Here is a 22,143-nt window from a genome sequence, read left to right on the forward strand (position 1 = left end):
GCGCATTGAATCCTATACCGGGGAAGAGATAGCGGGCCTGTTTCACAAGGATGATCGTTGGAAAGCGTTTCCAGGGCGCTTGGATGGAAAGCCCTCCACCGAACCGCCCGGTTGCTTTGTCTGCTGTACGAATCCTTCATCTCGCGCCTGATCAGTCCCAGCCACATGCATCTTCCGACACTCTTATCGAACCCGGCGTCCGCGAAAAGCGTGGCGCGGGGGCGGCGTGCAGGGCGCCGTCGATGTCGCGATAAACGCCACGTTGTTGCATGTGTGGGTGCTGCGCGGCTTCTTCCAGGGTTAGTACTGGGGCAAAGCAGGCGTCGGTCCCTTCCAACAGGGTGCACCAATTGGCTTGGGTTCTGCTGGCGAACAGCGCGGCGAGTTGTTCGCTTAACTCCGGCCATTGCGTCGGGTCGTTGCAGCCTTCACGCAAGGATTCGGGCGCCTCGATCTGCTGCATCAGTTCGGTCAGGAACTGAGGTTCCAGCGGTCCAACGGCGATGTCGCGGCCATCGGCGCAGGTGTAGCAGCGGTAATGCGGTGCGGCGCCCGACAGCAGATTGCGGTCGCGTTCAAGCGAGATGGCGCCGCTGGGCAGGAGCCCGGCGAAGAAGCTCATCATCGAGGACACGCCGTCGACGATGGCGGCGTCGACCACCTGGCCCTGGCCTGACCTTTCCCGTTCCCATAACGCGGCCATGATCCCGAACGCCAGATACAGAGAGCCGCCGCCGAAGTCGCCGACCAGGTTGAGTGGTGGAATCGCTGGGCCTTCGCGATTGCCGATCGCAGCCAGTGCGCCGGTGATCGCCAGATAGTTGATATCGTGGCCGGCACTCTTGGCTAGCGGTCCGGTCTGGCCCCAACCGGTCATGCGGCCATAAACCAAACGCGGGTTGCGCCCGTGAACCTGCTCAGGTCCGAGCCCCAAACGTTCCATCACGCCGGGCCGAAAGCCTTCGATCAGCACATCTGCGCCTTCGGCCATCGCCAGGCAGCGTTCGCGTCCGGCGTCGGTGCGGATATCCAGCGTGAGGCGCTTGCGGCCGCGATCAACCACCGGATTGGGCCAGCCATTGCCACCCTCGCGCTCAATGCACATCACCTCGGCGCCAAGGTCAGCCAGTAGCATCGCGCAGTGTGGACCGGGCCCGATACTGGCGAACTCCAGCACGCGCAGGCCGAGCAGCGGGCCTTGGCGGGGTGTGGCGGTGGCGGTCGACATAAGGCGCGTTCCTGTTGGTGATGGGATCCATCGCGCCCGTACGTGCAGGTGGACTGAACCCACCCTAGGGGTCGCCAGGTGGCTCGCCGGAGATGACTGGGTGAATCCACAAAACGGCGCGGCCCGCTACGTTCGCTCGGCTGGGTGAAATCGGTGGGCTGAAGCCCACCCTACGGTAGCCACGGTCCCGTCCCCCAGGTTCTGCCGCGCTAAAGGCTCGCCGCGTCAGCTGCGTTTTCCTCCAGCTCTATCAAGTGGTCGCGGTAGCGGTCGCGCAGGGTTTTCTTGTCGATTTTGCCGGTCGCGGTCAGCGGGACGGTGTCGATGATGACGGCGTCGGGCATCCACCATTTGACGATTTGCGGCTCCAGGTAGGCGAGTACCGTGTCGATGCAGATGTCGGCCTCGTCGTGGGGTTCGATGATGAGGATCGGGCGTTCTTCCCATTTCTCGTGGGCCACACCGACCACCGCTGCGATGCGTACACCCGGGCAGGCCACGGCGATGTTCTCGATATCGATGGAGCTGATCCACTCACCGCCGGACTTGATCACGTCCTTGCTACGGTCGGTGATGCGCATGTAGCCGTTGGGGTCGAGGGTGGCGATGTCGCCGGTGTTGAACCAGCCATCGGCGTTCAGTGCGCTGGTTTCGCTGCGGAAATAGCGCTCGACCGTCCAAGGGCCGCGCACTAGCAGGGCGCCGGACGTGACGCCGTCATGCGGCAATTCGTTGCCCGCCTCATCGACGATCTTCAGTTCGATGCCGAATTGCAGGCGCCCCTGCCGGGTCCAGATCGCTTCGTTGGTAGCCGCTTCGCCCATGGCCGCGAGCTTGGGCGTCGGGGTGGCGACCACGCCGAGGGGGCTGGTTTCAGTCATGCCCCAGAGCTGGCGAACGCTGACGCCATAACGCGTCTCGAACTTCTCGGCCAACGCACGGGGGACGGCCGAGCCGGCGATCACCAGGCACTTGAGCTGGCCGGTATCTTCGCCCGTGCGCTCTAGATGATTGAGGTACATGGTCCAGATGGTCGGCACGCCGCCGGAGAATGTCACGCCCTCGTTCTGAATCAGCTCCTGCAGGCTGGCTCCGTCCATCTTGTCGCACGGCAGCACGAACTTGCAGCCGTTGATTGCGGCCGTGAAGGGCACGCCCCAGGCGGTGGCGTGGTAGAGAGACGAGCAGGGCATGATGCAGTCGAATGCGGAGAAGCCGAAGGCGCCGGTGAGGCCCGCCGCCATGGCATGCAGGACGACGGAGCGGTGGCTGTAGACCACGCCTTTTGGGTTGCCGGTGGTGCCGGAGGTGTAGCAGAGCATGGCGCCGGCGTTTTCGTCGAACTGCGGCCAGTCAGTGACTGGCTGTTCCTGCGAGATCAGCGTTTCGTAACTCAGCGCGCCGATTTCGCCTGGTTCGGTGCGCTGGGCATCTGACAACATGATGAAGGTGTGGGCTTTTTCAAGGTGCGGGCGCACACGCTCGACCAAGGCCAGGAAGCTGCGGTCGAACAGCAGCACGCCACTGCCGGCGTGGTTCAGGGTGTAGATGATCTGCTCGTCCGACAGCCGTGGATTGGCCGTGTGCAGCACCGCGCCAATACCAGGCACGGCGAAGAACAGCTCGAAGTGGCGATGGGTATTCCAGGCCAGTGACGACACCAGGTCGCCGGGCTTCACCCCCAGCTTGCGTAACATGCTGGCGGCTTGGCCGGCGCGTTTGGCGAGCCCGGCGTAGTCGTACCGCCAGATGGGCTCGTCCACCAGCCGTGAGACGATCTCGCGGTCGCCGTGGGCGAGGGCTGCATGGGTCAGGATGCCGCTGATCATCAGCGGGGTCTGCTGCATCGTACCTTTGAGCATCGTCGTATCCTTTTTATTGTTGTCTGGATAGCGGTCGCGCTTGCCGCCATCTCGCTCGGGATTACTGCCTCGGGGTGTTTCGTTCTTCAGCTTCTCTGATAGTCGGGCTTTGATCGCCAGCAAGCTGGCTCCTACAAGAGCAGGTGATACCGAAGACAATCAGACGGCTCATGAATTGCCGTCCGCTGAAACTTCCAGGGATCATCTGATCCCTGGCAAAACCTGATGCCGCCTTCACGCTTATAGGGGTTGATCACAACCCGTAGTTATTCAACTCCCTCGCAATCAACAGCCGCTGAATCTCGCTCGATCCTTCATAAATCTGGGTAATGCGCGCATCGCGGTAATAACGCTCGACGGGGTAGTCCTCCAGGTAGCCGTAGCCGCCGTGGATCTGCATGGCCTTGGAGCACACGTATTCGGCGACCTCGGAGGCGAACAGCTTGGCTTGAGACGCCTCGGACAGGCAGGGCAGGTTGGCGCTGCGCAGGCGTGCGGCATGCAGGATCAGCAGGCGCGCGGCGTTGAGCCGCGTGTGCATGTCCGCCAGCATGTTGGCCACGCTCTGGTGCTCGATGATCGGCTTGTCGAACTGGATGCGCTCACGGGCATAACCCAGCGCTGCTTCGAACGCCGCGCGGGCGATACCTAGAGCCTGGGCACCAATGCCGATGCGGCCGCCTTCGAGGTTGGAAAGGGCGATTGCGAGCCCCTTGCCGCGCGGGCCGAGCAAGTTGGCTTCTGGAATGCGGCAGTCGCGCAAGGTGACGCCGCAGGTGTCCGAGGCGCGGATGCCCATCTTCTTTTCCATGCGATCGACAACGAAGCCGGGGTTGTCGGTGGGGACCAGAAACGCGGACAGGCCTTTCTTACCGAGATCAGGATCAGTCACCGCGAAGACGATGGCGATCTTGGCGCGCTTGCCGTTGCTGACGAACTGCTTGGCGCCGTTGATCACCCACTCGCCATTTTCCAGCACCGCGCGGGTGCGCAGGTTGTGCGCTTCCGAGCCGGCCTGTGGCTCGGTCAGAGCAAAGCAGCCGATGGCGCGACCTGCCGCCAGATCCGGTAGCCATTCGTCCTGTTGTTCCGGCGTGCCGTATTTGAGGATCGGGCCGCAGCCGACCGAGCTGTGAATGCTCATCAACGCCCCGATGGCGCCGTCACCTGCCGAAATTTCCTCGACCGCCAGGGCGTAGGCGACATAGTCGATATAGGTGCCGCCCCATTGCTCGGGCACGATCATACCCAGCAGCCCAAGCTCGCCCAGCTGGGTCACGGTTTCGTCGCCGATCCAACCGGCCTGTTCCCACGCTTGGGCCTTCGGCGCGATCTCGGCGCGGGCGAAGTCGCGCGCCATGTCGCGAATCATCCGTTGCTCTTCGCTCAGTTCGATGTCTTGCATAAAAATCAATTCCTAGTCGGCGAAGAAGGCCGCCACGCGTGCTGGCGTCACTTCCTCCAGCGTAGGCGGGTTCCAGCGCGGGTTTTTATCCTTGTCGACGATCAGCGCCCGGACGCCTTCGATGATGTCGCCCTGATCGAACCACTGTCGGTCCAGATGCAGCTCCATGGCGAAGCAGTCGGCCAGCGACAGGGCGCGTCCGCGGCGGAGCATCTCTAGCGTGACGCTGACCGAAAGCGGCGAACGGCTGTCGATCACCTTCAAGGTCTCGGCCGCCCAGTCGCGGTACTCGGGGCGCTCTTCGGCGGCCAGCGACTGGCGAATCGCAGCGACGCTGTCATGCGCGAAATGCTTTTCGATGGCCGGGAATAAGGCTTTGAACGGTGCATCCGGCAGTTCGGTGCAGCCCATCGAAACCAGAAGGTTGGTCAGCGCCTGCAGCGGCGGCCTCGACCAGTCCTGCTGGTCGAGGCATCGTTCGAGTTCGGCGAATTGCTCGTGCGGCACGCTGTAATCGGCGAGACCGGCATACAACGCATCAGCAGCATTCACATGGTTGCCGGTCAGGCCCATGTAAATGCCAAGGTTGTTCGGCAGGCGCGACAAGAAGTAGCTGCCGCCGACATCGGGGAAATAGCCAATACCGACTTCCGGCATGCCCATGCGCGTGCGTTCGGAGATAACCCGTAGCGAGGCCCCCTGAACCAGCCCCATGCCGCCGCCCAGGACGAAGCCATTCATCAGCGCCATCAGGGGTTTGGTATATGCATGAATGTACTGATCGAGCGCGTATTCCTCCTCGAAAAACTCGCGGTGCAGGCTGTCGCCGCTTTTATAGCTGTCGTACAGCGAGCGGATGTCACCACCGGCGCAGAAGGCTTTCTCGCCTGCGCCGCGCAGCACCACGGCCACCACGTCTTGGTCGTCGGCCCACTGCTGCAACTGGTGGTGCAGCATCCTCACCATTTCCAAGGTGACGGCATTCAGCCCGGCGGGGCGGTTGAGCGTGAGATAGCCGACGCGATTGCGTACCTCGATCAGTACCGGCGCTTCTGCCTGGGTCATGTCTAGTCCTCTTGGCGGTAGAGTTTGATGATCGCGGAGAAGTCCAGCCCACCGTGACCTTGCATGCTAAATGCCTGGTATAGCTGCTGCGCGAGACCACCGAGGATAACCGGCTGGCGCACTTGTTTGGCCGCTTCGCTGGCAAGCCCGAGGTCCTTGAGCATCAGGTCGGTGCCAAACCCGCCGCTGTAGCCGCGCGAGGCCGGGCCGTTCTCAATCACGCCAGGGAAGGGGTTGTTGATCTCCGATGCCCAGCATCGGCCGCTTGAAGAGTTGATGATTCCGGCCAGAACCTTGGCGTCCATCCCCAGCGCGACGCCAAGAGACATGGCTTCGGCCACGCCGATCATCGAGATGCCCAGCAGCATGTTGTTGGCGACCTTGGCCACCTGCCCGTTGCCGGTGTCGCCACAGTGGACGATGTTCTTGCCCATTGCGGCGAGGATCGGCTGCGCTTTCTGGAAATCCGCCTCGCTGCCGCCGACCATAAAGGTCAAGGTGCCGGCGGCGGCACCGACCGTGCCGCCGGATACCGGGGCATCGAGCATAGGGTTGCCATGCTGCGCGGCGGCCGCTGCGACTTCCCGTGCGGACATCGGGTCGATGGTGGAGGAGTCGATCAGCAGTACGCCGGACGGTATATGCGCGAGCAGCCCGTCCTCACCGAGGTAGACCTGCTTCACATGAGCAGCCGCAGGCAGCATGGTGATGATGGTTTCGACACCTGCCTGGGCGATTGCAGCCGGCGATGTGGCCTCTTTGGCACCCGCTTCGACCAGCCCGGAGACCGCCGTGGCGGAAAGATCGAAGACAGAGACCTCATGCCCGGCTTTGAGCAGGTTGCGGGCCATGGGCCCGCCCATGTTGCCGAGTCCGAGAAATCCGATATGCATGGCCGTTTCCTTCTTGTTATTGGCGGCTGATTTGACGCCCTGCGCGCAGGCAGGGCGTCGTAGCGGTTACTTGAGGTTGATGGTGGTGTTCACCGGGCCGCCGACTTCGTTCTCATCGAACCAGCGCTGGGTGACGGTCTTGGTCTGAGTGTAGAACTGCACCACCTGCTTGCCATACGGGCCGAGGTCGCCGAGTTTCGAGGCGCGCGAACCCGTAAAGGAGAACATCGGCACCGGCACCGGGATCGGCACGTTGATGCCCACCTGGCCGACATCGATCTCTTCCTGAAAATGCCGGGCTGCCGCGCCGGAACGGGTGAAGAGGGCGGTGCCGTTGCCGTTGGGGTTGGCGTTGATCAGTTCGATGGCTTCATCGAGCGTGTCGGCCTGCATCACGCAGAGCACCGGCCCGAATATTTCCTCGCGATAAATGCTCATCTCAGGCTTCACGCCGGAGAAGATGGTTGGCCCGACGAAGTTGCCTTGGTCGTAGCCGGCCACCTGAGGGTTGCGGCCGTCCAGCACCAGTTCGGCGCCTTCCGACACGCCGCGCTCGATCAGCGAGCTGATGCGATCCAGCGCTGCGCAGGACACCACCGGTCCGACATCGGTGCCGCTTTCGGCCCCTGCGTTGATCTTCAATGTCTTGGCTTTGGCGATCAGATCCGGCAGCCAGCTCTGCGCCTCGCCCACCAGGATCAGCACCGACAACGCCATGCAGCGCTGACCGGCCGCGCCGAACGCAGCGCCCGTGAGGTTGTTGAGGGTCTGCTCCTTGTGGGCATCCGGCAGGATGATGCCGTGGTTCTTCGCACCCATCATGCACTGCACGCGTTTGCCGGCCCCGCTGGCGCGGTTGTAGACGTGCGTGCCGACCTTGGTCGATCCCACGAACGATACGGCCTTGATATCCGGGTGGTCGCAGATCAGGTTCACCGCATCAGCGCCGCCGTGAATGACGTTCAGCACTCCTGGTGGTACGCCGGCTTCCATCGCCAGTTCCGCCAGACGCATGGTCACCATCGGGTCCTGCTCGGAGGGCTTGAGCACGAAGGTGTTGCCCGTGGCGATGGCCATCGGAAACATCCACAGCGGGATCATCGCCGGGAAGTTGAACGGGGTAATGCCCGCACAGACGCCCAACGGTTGCAGCAAGGTGTAGGTGTCCACACCCGTTGCGACGTTGTTGGCCAGTTCGCCGAGCTGCAGATTACCGATCCCGGAGGCATGTTCGACCACTTCCAGGCCACGGAACACATCGCCCTCGGCGTCCGGCAAGGTCTTGCCCTGCTCGGCAGTAAGGATCGCCGCCAGCTCCTTCATGTTTTCGCGAATCAGTTGCTGGTACTTCAGAAAGATCCGCGAACGCGCGCCGATTGGGGTTTTGCGCCAGGTCTTGAAGGCTTCCTTAGCGCTGGCAACCGCAGCGTTCATTTCCGCTTCGGTTGCGAAGGGAACGCGTGCCAGAACCTCCTGCGTCGCCGGGTTGACGATGTCGCGCCATTCGCTGGTTGATGACTCGACCAGCTCACCGCCGATCAGGAGTTTGACTGTGGGGATGGCACTTGACTGGGTCATGGCGTGTCCTAGCGATTGTTGTTATTCGGATAGGCAAGTCGATGGAGCTGTCCTGATCCTAGAGTGCATATTTGTCAACATCAATGCGGCTCGATGCATAGCTTGTCTGCATAAATGCACAGGCTATGCTTGCAGCGAATACGGCGGGCTGCTGAAGCTCGCCGCCTCGCTTGGTTCAGTAAACTTTGCTAGCGGGACACCCATCGACCGGCCGTGAAAGGTGCTAATGCAGATTGCAAATATCCCCGGCGCGAACCCGGCAACCGATCCCCTTGCGGATTCGCTGCCGTTCGATGATCCCGTACTCGACGTCATCCCCATGGGCGTGTGCGTGCTCGACGCCAACGGCGCTGTGCAGCGCTACAACCGGATGGCCGATCAGCTGTGCGGCGGGGTGTTAGCCAGTCACGGACGCTTGCGGATAGTGCGACACGATGGCGAGCTGATGCCGCTTGCCGATACCCCGCTGGCTTACACGATCCGCACCGGTCGCTCCGCTCAGGACGTCGCGCTGCTGATCGAGCGGCCCGATGGCATTCCGGCCGCTGTGTTGGCCAATATCGAAGCGCTGCGCAACGACACCGGACAGATCACAGGCGCAGTTGTTTGCTTTCAGGCCATTACGCCTGCGCGGCAGTCAAGCGCCGATCGGCGGCGTGATGTCGACTGGTTGAGCGCGATGGTGAACCACACGCCCGAATGCGTGAAGGTGGTTGATCGCGACGGGACACTGGTACAAATGAACCCGGCTGGCCTGCAAATGCTGGCAGCGAACGGTCCGGAGGACGTGGAGGGTGCCTGCGTATTTGAGCTGATCGCGCCTGAGCATCGAGCCTCATGGCAGGAGCAGCACCTCCGGGTTTGTGATGGTGAAAAACTCAGTTGGGAATTCGACATCATCAATCTCGCCGGAAACCGGCGGCACATGGAAACCCATGCAGTGCCCATGACGCTGCCAAACGACAGCAGCGGATCCAGGGATGGTTTCGTACAACTGGCAATCACTCGCGACATTACCGAACGCAAGCAACTGGAGGCAGCCAACCGGGAGGCAGAACAGCGCTTGCGCGACCTTCTGGAAGCCTTGCCTTCGGCCGTTTACACCACCGATGCGAATGGCAAAGTCAGCTACTTCAACCAGGCTTGTGTCGAGCTGACCGGGCGAGTGCCGATCATTGGCAGCGATGAGTGGTGCGTAACCTGGCGGTTGTACTGGCCAGACGGCACACCGATGCGTCACGAGGATTGCCCGATGGCCGTGGCGTTAATCGAAAACAGCGCTATCCAGGGTGCCGAGGCGTTGGCTGAGCGCCCGGATGGAACCCGTGTGCCATTTCTCGCGTATCCCGCGCCGCTACGTAATAGCGCTGGCGAGTTGATTGGCGCGGTCAACATGCTGGTCGACATTACCGAGCGAAAGGTCGCCGAAGATCATCGCCAATTGTTGCTCAATGAGCTTAACCATCGGGTCAAGAACACCCTCGCGACGGTCCAGTCGATTGCTGCGCAGAGCTTTCGTCGCGATGCCAGCAACCAAAGCTATCAGTGGTTTGAAGGGCGCTTGATCGCGCTCTCCAAGGCGCACGATGTGCTGTCGCGGGAGAACTGGCAAGCCGCTGACCTGCGTGATGTTATCGAGCAGGCCGTTGCGCCGTTCCGGGTCGATGGCCTGCAACGTTTTGTCAGCGAGGGGCCGGCGCAGCGGTTGCGTCCCAAGCAAGCGTTGGCGCTGGCTATGGCACTGCATGAACTGTGCACCAACGCATCCAAATATGGGGCGTTGTCCAGCGACTCAGGCCAGGTGCGCATCGCCTGGGAGGTGGTGTCACTGTCGGAGCAAACACCCACTCTTCGGTTGCACTGGGAGGAGGTCGGCGGGCCGGTCGTTACCCCACCCGTACGCAAAGGGTTCGGGTCGAGGTTGCTTGAGCGCGGGTTGGGTGGTGAGTTGAACGCTGAGGTACGTTTGGCCTACCTCGCCGGCGGCGTTGTTTGCGATATAGAGGTGCCGTTGCAATGAGTGGTTTGTGTTCGAAGGTACTGGTCGTCGAGGATGAAGCGCTGATCGGCATGTTGCTGGAAGACATGCTGCAAGACATCGGCTGCGAACATGTGGAACTGGTGCCACGCTTTACGGAAGGAATGCAGGCAGCCGAGAGCGGTGATTTCGATCTGGCAGTGCTGGACGTCAACCTGGACGGGGTCAATAGTTTTCCAATTGCGGATCGCCTGATCAGCCGCCACATCCCGTTGGTGTTCGCGACCGGCTATGGCTCGGTCGGCATGGACCCGCGCTACGCGCACATTCCAACTCTGCAAAAGCCATTTTTCTTCAGTGACCTCGAGCGAGTCGTGCGCCAGGCCTTGGCGGTTGACTGAGACGGCAGGCCACGTTCTGAATGGCCTGCCACTGCACGTATGCTGCTGCGAGAGGGCTAAGCTGCAGCAGGCTGTAGGGTTTTACGGCCCCTGCGTAACTAACGCCGAATTGCCTGTACCGTTCTGCATGATGGTCGCGTCGTACTGCTGCACGTTGTCCCATGCACCTGTCTGCACGAGCGAGGCGTAATTCTCCGTGCCCATCTGCTCAATGGTGCCGCTGCTGTAGTAGCCCATCTGAACCACGTCTATCTCGTTGGCCGTTCCGTTCTGGTCAATGACAAGGCTGCTGCCGTCGAAATCCTGCTCGATATCGACCCGGTTGGAATTACCCGTGGAGCGCCCGACGACTGACGTCGAGCGTCCGCCTTGCTCCGCAGTCAGCACGTTGCCGACGCCGTCCTGCGTAAAGGAGAACGAAGAGAAGCCGCCGGACTCCACCACATCCGCGACGTTGTCCGTGCCGATTTGAACCAACGCCACGTCCCCTGAGGAATAGCGACCGCCTGAGCGCTGGTCGAGCGTCGCCTCGTTCCCGGTGCCGTTCTGGCTAATGGAGGCATAGGCGCCGTAAGGGAAGCCGTCCTGAGCGAGTCTGATGACGTTGGCTGTGCCGGTCTGCTCGGTATCGGCAGAGGAGCTGCCGGACTGTTCGATGAACGCGGTATTGCCGTCACCGTTCTGGACGCCGGTGTAGCGTTTGCCCAGGCGCCCGACCTGGAAAACCTCGGTGGCGTTGCGCTGTCCGTTCTGACTAATCGTCGCCGCGTTCCCGGCGCCGTCCAGCTGTTCGATATATGCCAGGTTGCTGATTCCTGCCTGCGAGATAGCGGCCGACTGGCCTACGCCCACCGAAGATTGAAGGATGGTCGCCAGGTTGTATTGACCGTCTTGACTGATCGCCACGCTGCCGTTGGAACCACTCTGATCGGTAACAGAGATATTGCCGCTGCCGACCTGATCGCTCTCGGCTGTCAGTCCGACACCGCGTTGCTCGGTGAAGACAACGTTGGCCGTGCCGTTCTGACGCTGGGTGGCGCTGCTGGAATCGCCTTGCTGAACCACATCGGCGACGTTATCAGTACCCGTCTGGTCCTGAACCGACTCGCTTGCGGCAAAGGCGTGGTTGCCGATCAGCAGTGAAATGGCGGCTGCCAGGATTGTTCTTTTTGTTTGCATGTCAGTATCCCTCCGCTGCAGGAGCCTGAGTTCTATGCGTCAGGTTTGCAGTTGTGTATCCACCGGAAAGACGATCTGGCATGGGCGGAGAATTAATACCGCTAGGACGGCGCGGCATTAAACGAAGGCCTTGATGTCCGGGCCCGATTTGCCAGCATTCTGCTTTGTATTGTTTGGAAATAACGCGATGACAGGCCGATGCGAACGGGACTATGCGGGTTCTGGCGGGCGGCAGTCGGCGAGCAGCTGCTTGGTGAAGAAGGTCTGTTGCGACTTGAGGTTGAACAGTTCAGGCGAGAACAGCCAGCTGTGGGTAATGCCCATAAGGCTTGCATAGACAAACAGCGCCCGGCTGTGTGGCTTGGCTGTGCCAGGGTCGCTGCTTGGGCTTGCGGCTTCGATGAGCGTTTCCAGCAGCGTAACGATGTCACGTGTCAGTTCGCGCTCACGCGCGAGGGTATCGGCCATCCGCTCGGTGAATTCGGTCTTGTTCAACAAGATCTCGAATGACTGCCGGTGCCAGCGATCCTCCAGCAACAGGCGAAACCATTCGCTGACGAAATGCTCGAGAGCCTCCAGCGGCCGCTCGGCCATGCCCTGGCTTTGGATAATCAGTTTTTCCAGGGGCTGCTGGGAATATCCCAGAACCGCCTGGTACAACTCATCCTTGTTCTTGAAGTGCCAGTAAATCGGTCCGCGGCTGAAGCCTGCTTCATCGGCGATCATCGCCAGGGTCGTGTTGGAATAGCCGTTTTTGCTGAACAGCTCCAGCGCGGCGGCGATGATCTTCAGGCGGGTTTGTTCGGCGTCTTCTTTGGTGCGGCGCATGAGCTTGATCGTTGAAAGTGGGGGGCGAGCGAACGCGAGCTGCCAGCTTCAGGTAGAAGCTGGCAGCCGGCACCTTTTACAACTTTCCGTCCGCCGCCATCTGCATGTAGGTGGTATCGAAGCGCAGTTTGACGTTGGCATCGGAGCCGAGCAACTTGTCGCCTGGCATGGCGATCCCGACGAAATCTACCGAGTCGGCGCCGTCGCCGAGCAGGCCGTGATCGAAGGAGAACTGGCGAACGCTGTCCATGGCTTGGTAGGCCTCGTCGCTTTCGATGAAGGCCAGCGAATCGGCCGGCTTCCAGAACATCTTCATGCCCTTGAGCTGGCTTTCGTAACCGGCTTGATCGGTGCCCGACGCTTGCCCCAGGGCTGCTCGTGCCTTGGCACCTTCCTCGGTGTCGCTTTCGAGGATCCCCATCACTTCATACCAGGCGCCTACTAGCGCTTTACCGAAGTCCGGGTTGTCCGCCAGGGTTTCGCTGTTGACGATGGTCAGGTCCTTGATATGGCCTGGGATCTGGCTGGAATCGAAGGCCTTGTGCGCGCCGGGCATGGCAGCGACTTCATCCAGCAGCGGATTCCAGGTGACGACGTTGCGCACGTCGTCGGTGCTGAACGCCGCAACCAAATCGGCATCCGAGGTGTTCACCACCTGCACATCGCGTTCGCTCATGCCCACACTATCCAGTGCCTGGGCCAGCAGGTAATGCGAGACCGACAGCTCGACCAGATGAATCTGCTGGCCTTCGAGCGATGTCAGATCAGCACTGTCCTTCATCACCAGGCCGTCGTTGCCGTTGGAGTAATCACCGACGATCAGGGCCGTGGTGTCTACGCCGCCGGCAGCCGGGATCGAGAGCGCATCCATGCTGGTGGCGACGACGCCGTCGAACTGGCCCGCGGTGTACTGGTTGATCGATTCGACGTAGTCGTTGATCTGGGTGATGTTCACCTCGATCCCGTACTTGTCCGCCCATTTCTTCATGATTCCCGACTCGTCGGCGTACTGCCACGGCATCCAGCCGGCGTAGATCGTCCAGGCGATGTCGAAGGTTTTCTTTTCTTCGGCCTGCACGGCAAAAGGCGAAAGGGCTGCAAAGATCACGGCGCCGGCACAAAGTGCCCGCTTGAACGTATTGGCTTGCATGGTGAATCTCCTTTTCATCGAGTCAGAAGAATTTCAGATAGCGCTGGATTTCCCAGTCGGAAACATGGGTGTGGTAGGCATTCCATTCGTCGCGCTTGTAGTCGACGAAGGCCTGGTACATGGCGTCGCCGAAGACCTGGCGTGACAGCGGGTCGGCCTCGAAGGCGTCGATGGCTTCGGACAGCGTGCGCGGCAGGGTCTCGATGCCCATGTCCGCGACGTCCTTTTCGCTGTAGTCGTACATGTTCTCGCGGTGCGGTTGGCCCGGCTCAAGCTTGTCGCGGATGCCTTCGAGACCAGCGGCAAGGATCATCGCGGCGCCGAGATAAGGGTTGCAGCCGATGTCTGCGGCGCGACATTCCACGCGCGCGCCCTGGGACGGAATGCGCAGCATATTGGTGCGGTTGTTGTTGCCGTAGCAGACGAACACCGGTGCCCAGGTCGAGCCGGACATTGCGCCTTTGCGAATCAGCCGCTTGTAGCTGTTCACGGTGGGCGCGATCACTGCGCAGATGGCCTTGGCGTGTTTCAGTACGCCAGCGATGAAGTGGTAGGCGAGTGGGGTGACACCACAGCCGTGCGGGTCATCACCGTCCACCTCAAAGAGATTCTTGCCAGACGCCAGATCTGCCAGCGACATGTTGTAGTGCGCGCCGCTACCAGTGCGCTGCGCCGAGGGCTTGGGCATGAAGGTGGCGAAGGCGCCATGCTTGCGGGCGATCTCATTGGCCATCATGCGGAAGAACACGAAGCGGTCGGCCATCGTGAGTGCGTCCGAATACTTGAAGTCGGTTTCGAACTGGCCGTTGGCGTCCTCGTGGTCGAAGGAGTAGACGCCCCAGCCCATCTCGTTCATGGCCTCCACCAGTTCGTCGATCACCGGCAGGTTGTCCATCAGCAGGCGCGGGTCGTAGCAGGGTTTGGCTGCGGTATCGCGATCGCTGAGCGGGGCGAAGCCGCCGTCCGGTGTGTCCTTGTAGAGGAAGAATTCGGTCTCGATGCCCAGATTGAAGCTGTAGCCCATCTCGGCTGCAGCCTCAGTCTGGCGCTTGAGAATGCCGCGCGAGCAGGCGTCGAACGGCTTGCCGTCCAGGTACAGATCACTGGCGAACCAGGCCAGGCTGCGGTTCCAGCTGCACTGGGTGGCGCTGGCCGGGTCCGGCATGGCGGCGACTTCGTTGTCGCTGATCTGCTGCGGGACGCCGTCCAGCGCCGCCCCGGTATACAGCTCCGAGCCACGCAGCATCTGGCCGAGATGCGCCAGTGGCACGAATTTGCCTTTGATCACGCCGTGCATGTCCACGTAGCTGGCCATGGCGTACTTGACGCCTTTGTCCTGCAGGCTCTGTTTGAGTTCGTCGATCTGGGAAAGCGGAAAAGTCGTCATGGTGGGAAATCCCTTGCTGAATTCGGGCCAGCGTTACGCGCTGTGGCACGAATCCTTCATCCAATATACATGCCAGCGTGTATAGAAAAGCTGCTGCAAGACCTGCCGGGACACCCGCCAATGCTGCTCAGAGGAACTGCAAGTGATTGAGATAGAAAGGGAAAAAAGATTCATCGAGCTGGGCGATCTAGCGCTTGAAAGCGGCCAGATTTTGCAGAAAGCGCGGCTCTGCTATCAGGTCGTCGGCCTGCCGAATGCACAGCGAGACAACATCGTGCTGGTTCCCAGCTACTACGGTGGATCGCATTGGGGCAGTCTGCCCCTGCTTGGTGCAGGCAGCCCCCTGGCCAGTGGTGACTACTGTGTGGTGTTGACCAATCTGTTCGGTGCCGGCTGGTCCAGCTCTCCGAGCAATGCCTCCGCAGGGCAGGGAGGCGCGGATTTTCCGCACATCACGCTGGCGGACAACGTGCGGGCGCAACGCATGCTTCTTGATCACCTGTTCGGGCCAACATGGCAATTGCAGCTTGTCACCGGCTGGTCCATGGGCGGGATGCAGGCGCTTTACTGGGCGTTGCTGTTCCCTGAACAGGTGCAGCGTATCCTGCCGTTTTGCTGTACGGCGCGCTGCTGGCCGCACAATTTCGTCTTCCTCGAGGGCGTAAAGGCGGCTCTGCAGGCCGATTCGGCGTGGCAGGGTGGGCGTTATATCGAGGCGCCCGAGCGCGGCTTGCGAGCCTTCGGCCGCGCCTATGCCGGTTGGGCCTACTCGCAGGCGTTCTTTCGCAATGAACATTGGCGTGAGCTGGGTTTCACCAGTCTCGACGCCTTGCTCGGCTATTGGGAACAGGACCACCTGGAGCAGGACGCCAACGATCTGCTTTGCGTGCTGAACAGCTGGCAATCAGCTGATCCGTCCGCGCTACCCGGTTTTGGCAGCCTGGAAGAGGCGCTGTCTCACGTTTCTGCTCGGGCGATCATCATGCCCAGCAGTAGCGACCTCTATTTCACCGTTGAAGACGCGCGACACGAAGCCTCGCTTATGCCCAACGCCGAGCTGCGGGTGTTGCAGTCGGACTGGGGACATTGCGCCGGCGGACCGGGGCGCAATCCGCAGGCCATGGCGCAGGTCTTCGCCGCCATGCATGACTTGCTGGCGTCCTGACGGTAAGGCCTAGGACGGCTGGCACGGTTCTGGCTAATAGCTAAAGGCCAGCGCCGCCAGGTGCTGTGCTCTCCACCGCTTCTGCGGACATCTGCCATGGGATGCGTATGCCGAAAGACTCGATCGATATTCTCTGGGTCGTGCTGTGCGCCGGTCTGGTCTTCAACATGCAGATTGGGTTTTTGTGCCTGGAAGCTGGCCTGACGCGAAGCAAGAACGCCATCAACGTCGCGACCAAGAACCTGGCCGACCTGTGCATTGCCTTGCTGCTCTACTGGTCATTCGGTTTCGCGCTGATGTTTGGCACCAGTCAGGACGGGGTGATGGGCACGAGTCTGTTCATGCTTGAACTTGCGGCCGACGATAGCTGGCCGCTGGCTTTTTTCCTGTTCCAGGCAATGTTCTGTACGACTGCCGCCACCATCGTTTCCGGCGCGGCCGCCGAGCGTATGCGCTTCAACGCCTACCTGATCGTCGCCGCGCTGTCGGCTGGTCTGATCTATCCCTTGTTCGGCCATTGGGCATGGGGCGGCGCCTTGCGTGAAGGTCAGGGTTGGCTCGCACAGCAAGGATTTGTCGACTTTGCGGGTTCGACCGTGGTGCACGGCGTAGGCGGCTGGATCGCGCTGGCAACGGTGATGGTCATCGGCCCGCGCGCGGGCCGCTTCGATAGCAAATGGCTGCGGCAGAACATGCCGGGCTCAAACCTGCCACTGGCGATGCTCGGCGGCTTGCTGCTGCTGTTCGGCTGGTTCGGCTTCAACGGCGGCAGCACCTTGAGTTTCGATGGGCGCGTGCCGGGAATCGTCGTCAATACCGTTGTGGCAGGCATGGCTGGCATGGCGTTGGCGATGCTGTTATCGCAATGGAGGCACGGCTACGTCGAGCCCGTTGCGTTGCTCAACGGCATGCTGGCCGGGTTGGTGGCGATCACCGCGAGTGCTCATGCGGTCAGCATTGCCGACTCCCTGCTGATCGGGGCAGGCGGTGGCCTGGCGATGTGGCTGGCAGATCGGCTATTGGTGCGCTGCGCCATCGATGATGCCGTCGGCGCGGTTCCGGTTCACCTGGCGGCCGGCTTGTGGGGCACTGTGGCGGTAGCGCTGTGTGGTGACCCGCTGCTGCTCGGCACCGGCCTGAGTCGCTTCGATCAACTGATGGTTCAGTTGCAGGGCGTGCTGGTATGCGCGGTCTGGGCGTTCGGCTTGACCTATCTGCTGTTGCGGCTGATCAATCGGTACTACCCGATGCGGGTAAATCCCGATGATGAACGCGTGGGATTGAACGTCAGTGAGCATGGCGCACGCACCGAACTGATCGAGCTGCTTGACGCCATGGCTGAGCACCAGCGCCAGGGCCATTTCCAGCGCGAAGTGGAGGTCGAGCCGTTCACCGAGGTCGGGCAGATCGCCGAGCAATACAACAAGGTGATCCGTGCCCTGCAACACGCAGTGGCGAAGACGCAGAGCATCGTACGAGACATCCGTGACGGCATCGTCACCTATGGCCATGACGGCATCCTGACCAGCTGCAACCCCGGCGCCGAAAGACTGTTTGGTTTGCCGGCCGAGCAGATCGTCGGGCAACCCCTGCAACGTTTTGTCGTGGGCAACAGTGCGTCGCTGTTGCCGGAAGCCGGCGGCGAGTTGAAAACCGAACTGATGCTCCACGGCAAAGACGGCGAACTGTTCGCCGCAGAGCTGACCGCCAGCCAGGGAAACCGTCCGCAGGACGCCTTCGTTTGCATGGTGCGAGACATCACCGAACGCCGACAGATCGAGGAGCAGTTGTTCGCGGAGAAAATGCTTGCCCAGGTCACGCTCGCTTCCATCGGCGATGGCGTGATCACCACCGACAGGGCCGGGCGCGTGCGCTATCTCAACCCCAGCGCCGAGCGGCTGATCGGCTGGAGCCAGGCCGCCGCGCAGGGGCTGGTGCTTGACGAGGTCTACCAGCTGTTCGATGAGGCAACCGGTGCGCGGCTGCTCAATGCCGCCAGCCTCGGCCTTCGGCGCAGAAGTGATCGTCAGGATCGTACAGAGCGGGCGCCGGGCATCCTTCATCGACCTGATGGCACGCAATTGGCCGTACAGGATGCGGTTGCGCCCATCCGCGACGCCGAGGGTGCCGTCATCGGTACTGTGCTGACCTTTCGTGATGTCACGGTCACCCGCCAGCTGGCACGCAAGCTGACGTTCCAGGCCAATCACGACAACCTCACCGGGCTGGTCAATCGCTCCGCGTTCGAGCGCCAGATCGAGTCGCTGCTGCGTGAATATACCGGTGGCGAGCATGTTCTCTGCTACATGGACCTGGACCAGTTCAAGGTGGTGAACGACACCTGCGGTCATGCCGCCGGTGACGAATTGCTGCGCCAACTGGGTCAACTACTGAGAGGCCGTGTGCGGGGCAGTGATCTGCTGGCGCGCCTGGGCGGCGATGAGTTCGGCATCCTGTTCAATGAGTGTTCGCTGAAACAGGCGGTGCGGATTGCCGAAGACATACGCCACGCGGTTGACGAGTTTCGCTTCAGTTGGGAGGGCAAGAGTTTCGCGGTTGGCGCCAGCATCGGTCTGGTGGCCATCGACGAGCACGCGAAAACGCTCGGCCCTTTGCTTGGTGCTGCCGATAGTGCCTGTTATGCGGCCAAGGACGGCGGTCGCAACCGCGTGCATGTGTATCAGGCGGACGACCAACAGCTGATGGAACGCCGCGGCGAGATGCAATGGACGCACCGGCTACGGCAAGCACTGGATGGCGACCTGCTGCGTTTGTTCGTGCAGCCGATCGTGCGTGCCGCAGGCGACGACGGTTCGCAGCGCTATGAAGTGCTGGTACGCATGCAGGGCGAGGATGGCAGCATCATCCCCCCCGGCGCCTTCATGCCCGCGGCTGAACGTTACGATCTGGCACCGGCGGTGGATCGTTGGGTGGTCGGCAATTTCCTGGCATGGGTCGGCGATCTACGTCGTCGTCCCGGTGCGTCGCTGGGGCATTATTCGATCAACCTGTCAGCCACCTCGCTGGGTGAGGAAAGCTTTCTCGAATTCGTCCTGTCGGCCATCGAGCGCCACCAAATCCCCGCCAATTGCCTGTGTTTTGAAATCACCGAAACTGCGGCGATCGCCAACCTCAGCCGTGCCATGACCTTCATGAACAGCCTCAAGGCTGTGGGTTGCAGCTTCGCACTGGACGACTTCGGCTCGGGCCTGTCTTCGTTCGGGTACCTCAAAACCCTGCCGGTGGATTATCTGAAGATCGACGGTAGTTTCGTTCGGGACATTGATCGCGACCCCATCGCGCGGGCAATGGTGGCGTCGATCAACAACATCGGCCATGAAATGGGGCTGAGTACCGTGGCCGAGTTCGTTGAGTCAGCGGCCATCCTCGAGTGCCTGCAGGACATCGGCGTCGACTACGTGCAGGGTTACCACCTGGGCCGACCGGGACCGCTTGCCGAGCTCTCCGGTGTGCGGATGATGCCGCGCTGAACGACGATGCGATCTGGACCGGTAGGGTGGGCCGGGCGACGTTCCGCTTTAGCCCACCGCAGGCTGCTCAGCGGGTACTGAAGGGGACAGCTGCACAACCCGGTCGACAGTAGGCGGGCTTCAGCCCACCGTGGATGCTAACCCGCGATCGATGTCAGTTTCTGGAGCTGGTCGAGATCGGTCTGCATACCTGAGGTTTCGCGGATTCGCCCGAGGATCTCGCGTGTCAACGCGGTGAATTCGGGCGACAGCTTCATGTCTTGGTTGCGCTGCGCTGGCAGCGGCACCTCATAGATAGAATCGATTCGCGCTGGCCGTGGCGCCATCAGCACCACGCGGCCGCCGAGGTAGATGGCTTCTTCGACGTCGTGGGTGACGAACAGAATCGTGGTTTTCTCGAGCTTGTGCACGTGACGGATCAAGTCGTGCATTACCTCACGCGTCTGGGCGTCCAGTGGAAAAGGGGACGTATTTGTTTATCGGACACTGGCCGCTTCTGGGCCGAAAGCGGACGTCTGCCTTCTTGGCCAAGAGCGGAGTTGGTTCTACCCCGGATTAGCACTCTCTGCCTCGATTGCTATTGCTTTAAAAACGCGCAAACCGCTGTCGGTACTGAGCAGGGGTTAACTCGGTCAGCTCCTTGAACATTCTCCGAAGATTTGAATCACTGCTGAAGCCGAGCTCGTTGCTAATAGTTTTGATGGGGGCAGAGGTCAAGATCAGGCGCTCGCTTACCTGGCTCAACTTGATGCGCCGCGCATAAGTAGCCACCGATGTGCCTGTTTGATCTCTGACCTTGCGCGCCAGTGTTCGCTCGGTCATTCCCAGCTCATCCGAGAGGGCGCGGACGGTGATCCGCTCAGCGGGTAATCCTTGCACAAGGGCATGCAGCCTGCGCAGCAGTGTATTGGGCTGCTCGATAAGGCTGAGGGCCTGGAATGCATCGTGCGATAGGGTTGGGCGCGGAAGCACCATCAGCCGGTTGAGGTCGTGGACAATCGTTGCACTTAGATGCCGCTCGATCAGCGCCTGAGCAAGTGGCAAGTAGCCGTTTACGCCACTGGCAGTGCCGGTGCGCTCAGTGAAGACACAGTTCTGCTCGTGCTGCCAGCGCACCTTGGGATAGCGCTGAAGCAAAGCATCCGCTAGCCACCAAGTTGCTGTCGCGGGCTGCCCATCGAGGCGGCCACTAGCGGCAGCCAGGCAGACTCCAGTGCAATAGCTCCACACACGACAGCGCTTGCCAAGCTTCGCCAGGATAGCCAAAAGCGAGGCGTTGCTACCTAGGGTCGCTTCCACTTGCTGTGTTGACTCTGCCCAGAAGCCGGGAATCAGGACTGCATCCAGTGCCAGCTCTGCTATGCAGTGGTTGGCCGTCAGTACCAGGCCATGAGCGCAATCCACCGCGCCGCTCTGCTCGGCGACAAAGTACGTTTCGAATAGCGAGATTCCGGCTCGTCGGTTCGCTGCATGGAGCATATCCACGAAGGCTAGAAGCCCTGCAGGCATACAGCCTGGGAACAGCAGCAGTCCAATTCTTAGTGAGGTAGGGGTGGCTGTAAATGAATTGTTTATGTCATGTCCTGCCATTATGGGCGCTGCGGCATCTCGGCATCATGAGCCTTACCTAAGGAGGGTAATGATGAAAATCCGACAGATCCGCAATGCTACGATAATTCTCGAACTCGGCGAATACCGTGTCCTAGTTGACCCGATGCTGGCACGCAAAGCGGCTTTGCCTTCGCTGCGAATCTTTGCGGGTAGGCAGAGAAACCCGACCGTCGAATTGCCGATGGGAGCTCACGAAGTGCTGGAGTCTGTGACCCATTGCCTAATCACTCACTGCCAAAAAGGCCACTTCGATCACTTGGATAGAGCGGGTACGCGTTGGTTGAGAGAGCGGCAGATTCCAGTCATCTGTACACAACATGACGCGCTCCACTTGGCGAAGCTCGGCTTGAACGTGCAGGCATTACCTGAGGGGCATGAAGATCCAAAACCTTTCCTGGACGGGGTAATCCGCACGGTGCGCTGCACACATGGTGAGGGAGTGATTGGCCGACTAATGGAACACGGTGTCGGCTATCTGGTGGAGCTGCCTGGTGAGCCCAGCCTGTACCTGGCAGGCGATACAATTCTGTCCTCCACCGTACGTGACTTCGTGCTGAGACATCAGCCGCAGGTGAGCGTGGTGCCTGCTGGCGGGGCGCGCTTCGACGTGGGTAGTGACGTCATCATGGGAGTGACCGATGTGCTCGAGTTCACTCGCCTGTGCACCGGGACCGTCATTGCGAATCATCTGGAGGCAATCAATCACTGCCCCGTCACCCGGGAGGGGCTGGCGAGCGCAGCCGCTAAGGCAGGTACTGCCAATCGGTTGCTGATTCCCGCCGACGGGCAAGTACTGGCGCTGGCGTAGGCACGGCACTAGGAATTCGACTTGGCAACTGTCGGTTTGCTTTAGTCGCGCCTGCCGAACATGGTTGTTTCTTCCTTGGCGGAAGGCGAGCTAATAAATGGCAGTTGTTGGTGA

At 61.1% G+C, this 22,143-nt stretch carries 17 protein-coding genes; 5 read left to right on the plus strand and 12 right to left on the minus strand.

What is annotated here, in order from left to right; all coding sequences use genetic code 11:
• Positions 1-151: 151 nt before the first annotated feature.
• From ACQKEK_RS10270 to ACQKEK_RS10295, 6 genes are all read right to left on the minus strand, one after another.
• Entirely contained in the window at positions 152-1,228 is a 1,077-nt protein-coding gene (locus tag ACQKEK_RS10270; RefSeq protein ID WP_499142436.1) for a CaiB/BaiF CoA transferase family protein, read from the minus strand.
• 209 nt (positions 1,229-1,437) lie between these two features.
• Positions 1,438-3,075 carry a long-chain fatty acid--CoA ligase gene (locus ACQKEK_RS10275; RefSeq protein WP_499142934.1) on the minus strand — a complete coding sequence of 546 codons (1,638 nt, stop codon included), beginning with the start codon at positions 3,073-3,075 and terminating at the stop codon, positions 1,438-1,440.
• Between the two features lie 268 nt (positions 3,076-3,343).
• Complete coding sequence (locus ACQKEK_RS10280) at positions 3,344-4,495, minus strand: acyl-CoA dehydrogenase family protein (RefSeq protein WP_046161410.1); 1,152 nt, start codon at positions 4,493-4,495, stop codon at positions 3,344-3,346.
• A 12-nt stretch (positions 4,496-4,507) separates the two neighbouring features.
• On the minus strand, positions 4,508-5,560 hold the full coding sequence (locus tag ACQKEK_RS10285) for an enoyl-CoA hydratase/isomerase family protein (RefSeq protein ID WP_499142437.1): 1,053 nt from the start codon (positions 5,558-5,560) through the stop codon (positions 4,508-4,510).
• A 2-nt stretch (positions 5,561-5,562) separates the two neighbouring features.
• Entirely contained in the window at positions 5,563-6,453 is an 891-nt protein-coding gene (mmsB, locus tag ACQKEK_RS10290) for a 3-hydroxyisobutyrate dehydrogenase (protein WP_499142439.1), read from the minus strand.
• 66 nt (positions 6,454-6,519) lie between these two features.
• Positions 6,520-8,031 (minus strand): CoA-acylating methylmalonate-semialdehyde dehydrogenase, encoded by a 1,512-nt coding sequence (locus tag ACQKEK_RS10295; RefSeq protein ID WP_128121487.1) that lies wholly within the window; start codon positions 8,029-8,031, stop codon positions 6,520-6,522.
• Positions 8,032-8,257: 226 nt separating this feature from the next.
• On the opposite strand from ACQKEK_RS10295, the gene ACQKEK_RS10300 reads away from it, so the two are divergent.
• Entirely contained in the window at positions 8,258-10,051 is a 1,794-nt protein-coding gene (locus ACQKEK_RS10300) for a PAS domain-containing protein (protein ID WP_499142441.1), read from the plus strand.
• The gene (locus tag ACQKEK_RS10305) at positions 10,048-10,410 is read left to right on the plus strand and encodes a response regulator (RefSeq protein WP_128121485.1); all 363 of its coding nucleotides are present in this window, start codon (positions 10,048-10,050) and stop codon (positions 10,408-10,410) included. The genes ACQKEK_RS10300 and ACQKEK_RS10305 overlap by 4 nt, the downstream gene beginning before the upstream one ends.
• A gap of 81 nt (positions 10,411-10,491) precedes the next feature.
• Here the strand turns inward: ACQKEK_RS10305 and ACQKEK_RS10310 are convergent, their stop codons facing one another.
• The 4 genes from ACQKEK_RS10310 to glnT form a co-directional block, all read right to left on the minus strand.
• Positions 10,492-11,589 carry a hypothetical protein gene (locus ACQKEK_RS10310; protein WP_499142442.1) on the minus strand — a complete coding sequence of 366 codons (1,098 nt, stop codon included), beginning with the start codon at positions 11,587-11,589 and terminating at the stop codon, positions 10,492-10,494.
• A gap of 210 nt (positions 11,590-11,799) precedes the next feature.
• Entirely contained in the window at positions 11,800-12,417 is a 618-nt protein-coding gene (locus tag ACQKEK_RS10315) for a TetR family transcriptional regulator (protein WP_499142444.1), read from the minus strand.
• Between the two features lie 76 nt (positions 12,418-12,493).
• Complete coding sequence (locus tag ACQKEK_RS10320) at positions 12,494-13,567, minus strand: putative urea ABC transporter substrate-binding protein (RefSeq protein ID WP_499142445.1); 1,074 nt, start codon at positions 13,565-13,567, stop codon at positions 12,494-12,496.
• 22 nt (positions 13,568-13,589) lie between these two features.
• Positions 13,590-14,954 (minus strand): type III glutamate--ammonia ligase, encoded by a 1,365-nt coding sequence (gene glnT / locus ACQKEK_RS10325; RefSeq protein WP_499142446.1) that lies wholly within the window; start codon positions 14,952-14,954, stop codon positions 13,590-13,592.
• Between the two features lie 142 nt (positions 14,955-15,096).
• Between glnT and ACQKEK_RS10330 the strand changes: the two genes are divergently transcribed.
• Positions 15,097-16,119, plus strand: coding sequence for an alpha/beta fold hydrolase (locus tag ACQKEK_RS10330; RefSeq protein WP_499142447.1), 1,023 nt, complete (start codon positions 15,097-15,099; stop codon positions 16,117-16,119).
• A 107-nt stretch (positions 16,120-16,226) separates the two neighbouring features.
• Positions 16,227-19,610: an ammonium transporter gene (gene amt, locus ACQKEK_RS10335; RefSeq protein ID WP_499142448.1), complete on the plus strand. Its 3,384-nt coding sequence runs from the start codon at positions 16,227-16,229 to the stop codon at positions 19,608-19,610.
• Positions 19,611-19,747: 137 nt separating this feature from the next.
• On the opposite strand, the gene ACQKEK_RS10340 is transcribed toward amt, so the two are convergent.
• Both ACQKEK_RS10340 and ACQKEK_RS10345 read right to left on the minus strand, forming a co-directional pair.
• Complete coding sequence (locus ACQKEK_RS10340) at positions 19,748-20,041, minus strand: hypothetical protein (RefSeq protein WP_499142449.1); 294 nt, start codon at positions 20,039-20,041, stop codon at positions 19,748-19,750.
• A 154-nt stretch (positions 20,042-20,195) separates the two neighbouring features.
• Positions 20,196-21,200 (minus strand): GlxA family transcriptional regulator, encoded by a 1,005-nt coding sequence (locus ACQKEK_RS10345; RefSeq protein WP_499167604.1) that lies wholly within the window; start codon positions 21,198-21,200, stop codon positions 20,196-20,198.
• 52 nt (positions 21,201-21,252) lie between these two features.
• Between ACQKEK_RS10345 and ACQKEK_RS10350 the strand changes: the two genes are divergently transcribed.
• Positions 21,253-22,029 (plus strand): MBL fold metallo-hydrolase, encoded by a 777-nt coding sequence (locus tag ACQKEK_RS10350; protein ID WP_499142452.1) that lies wholly within the window; start codon positions 21,253-21,255, stop codon positions 22,027-22,029.
• Positions 22,030-22,143: the final 114 nt, after the last annotated feature.

The sequence above is a fragment of the Pseudomonas sp. NPDC077408 genome, assembly GCF_050269105.1.
Taxonomy (GTDB): domain Bacteria; phylum Pseudomonadota; class Gammaproteobacteria; order Pseudomonadales; family Pseudomonadaceae; genus Stutzerimonas.

Coding starts and splice junctions, on each gene's coding strand:
- ACQKEK_RS10320 (WP_499142445.1), bottom strand. CDS start 13,567: ATGCAAGCCAATACGTTCAAGCGGGCACTTTGTGCCGGCGCCGTGATC.
- ACQKEK_RS10340 (WP_499142449.1), bottom strand. CDS start 20,041: ATGCACGACTTGATCCGTCACGTGCACAAGCTCGAGAAAACCACGATT.
- ACQKEK_RS10345 (WP_499167604.1), bottom strand. CDS start 21,200: ATGGCAGGACATGACATAAACAATTCATTTACAGCCACCCCTACCTCA.
- ACQKEK_RS10285 (WP_499142437.1), bottom strand. CDS start 5,560: ATGACCCAGGCAGAAGCGCCGGTACTGATCGAGGTACGCAATCGCGTC.
- ACQKEK_RS10295 (WP_128121487.1), bottom strand. CDS start 8,031: ATGACCCAGTCAAGTGCCATCCCCACAGTCAAACTCCTGATCGGCGGT.
- ACQKEK_RS10300 (WP_499142441.1), top strand. CDS start 8,258: ATGCAGATTGCAAATATCCCCGGCGCGAACCCGGCAACCGATCCCCTT.
- glnT (WP_499142446.1), bottom strand. CDS start 14,954: ATGACGACTTTTCCGCTTTCCCAGATCGACGAACTCAAACAGAGCCTG.
- amt (WP_499142448.1), top strand. CDS start 16,227: ATGCCGAAAGACTCGATCGATATTCTCTGGGTCGTGCTGTGCGCCGGT.
- ACQKEK_RS10315 (WP_499142444.1), bottom strand. CDS start 12,417: ATGCGCCGCACCAAAGAAGACGCCGAACAAACCCGCCTGAAGATCATC.
- ACQKEK_RS10270 (WP_499142436.1), bottom strand. CDS start 1,228: ATGTCGACCGCCACCGCCACACCCCGCCAAGGCCCGCTGCTCGGCCTG.
- ACQKEK_RS10275 (WP_499142934.1), bottom strand. CDS start 3,075: ATGCAGCAGACCCCGCTGATGATCAGCGGCATCCTGACCCATGCAGCC.
- ACQKEK_RS10305 (WP_128121485.1), top strand. CDS start 10,048: ATGAGTGGTTTGTGTTCGAAGGTACTGGTCGTCGAGGATGAAGCGCTG.
- ACQKEK_RS10350 (WP_499142452.1), top strand. CDS start 21,253: ATGAAAATCCGACAGATCCGCAATGCTACGATAATTCTCGAACTCGGC.
- ACQKEK_RS10280 (WP_046161410.1), bottom strand. CDS start 4,495: ATGCAAGACATCGAACTGAGCGAAGAGCAACGGATGATTCGCGACATG.
- ACQKEK_RS10310 (WP_499142442.1), bottom strand. CDS start 11,589: ATGCAAACAAAAAGAACAATCCTGGCAGCCGCCATTTCACTGCTGATC.
- mmsB (WP_499142439.1), bottom strand. CDS start 6,453: ATGCATATCGGATTTCTCGGACTCGGCAACATGGGCGGGCCCATGGCC.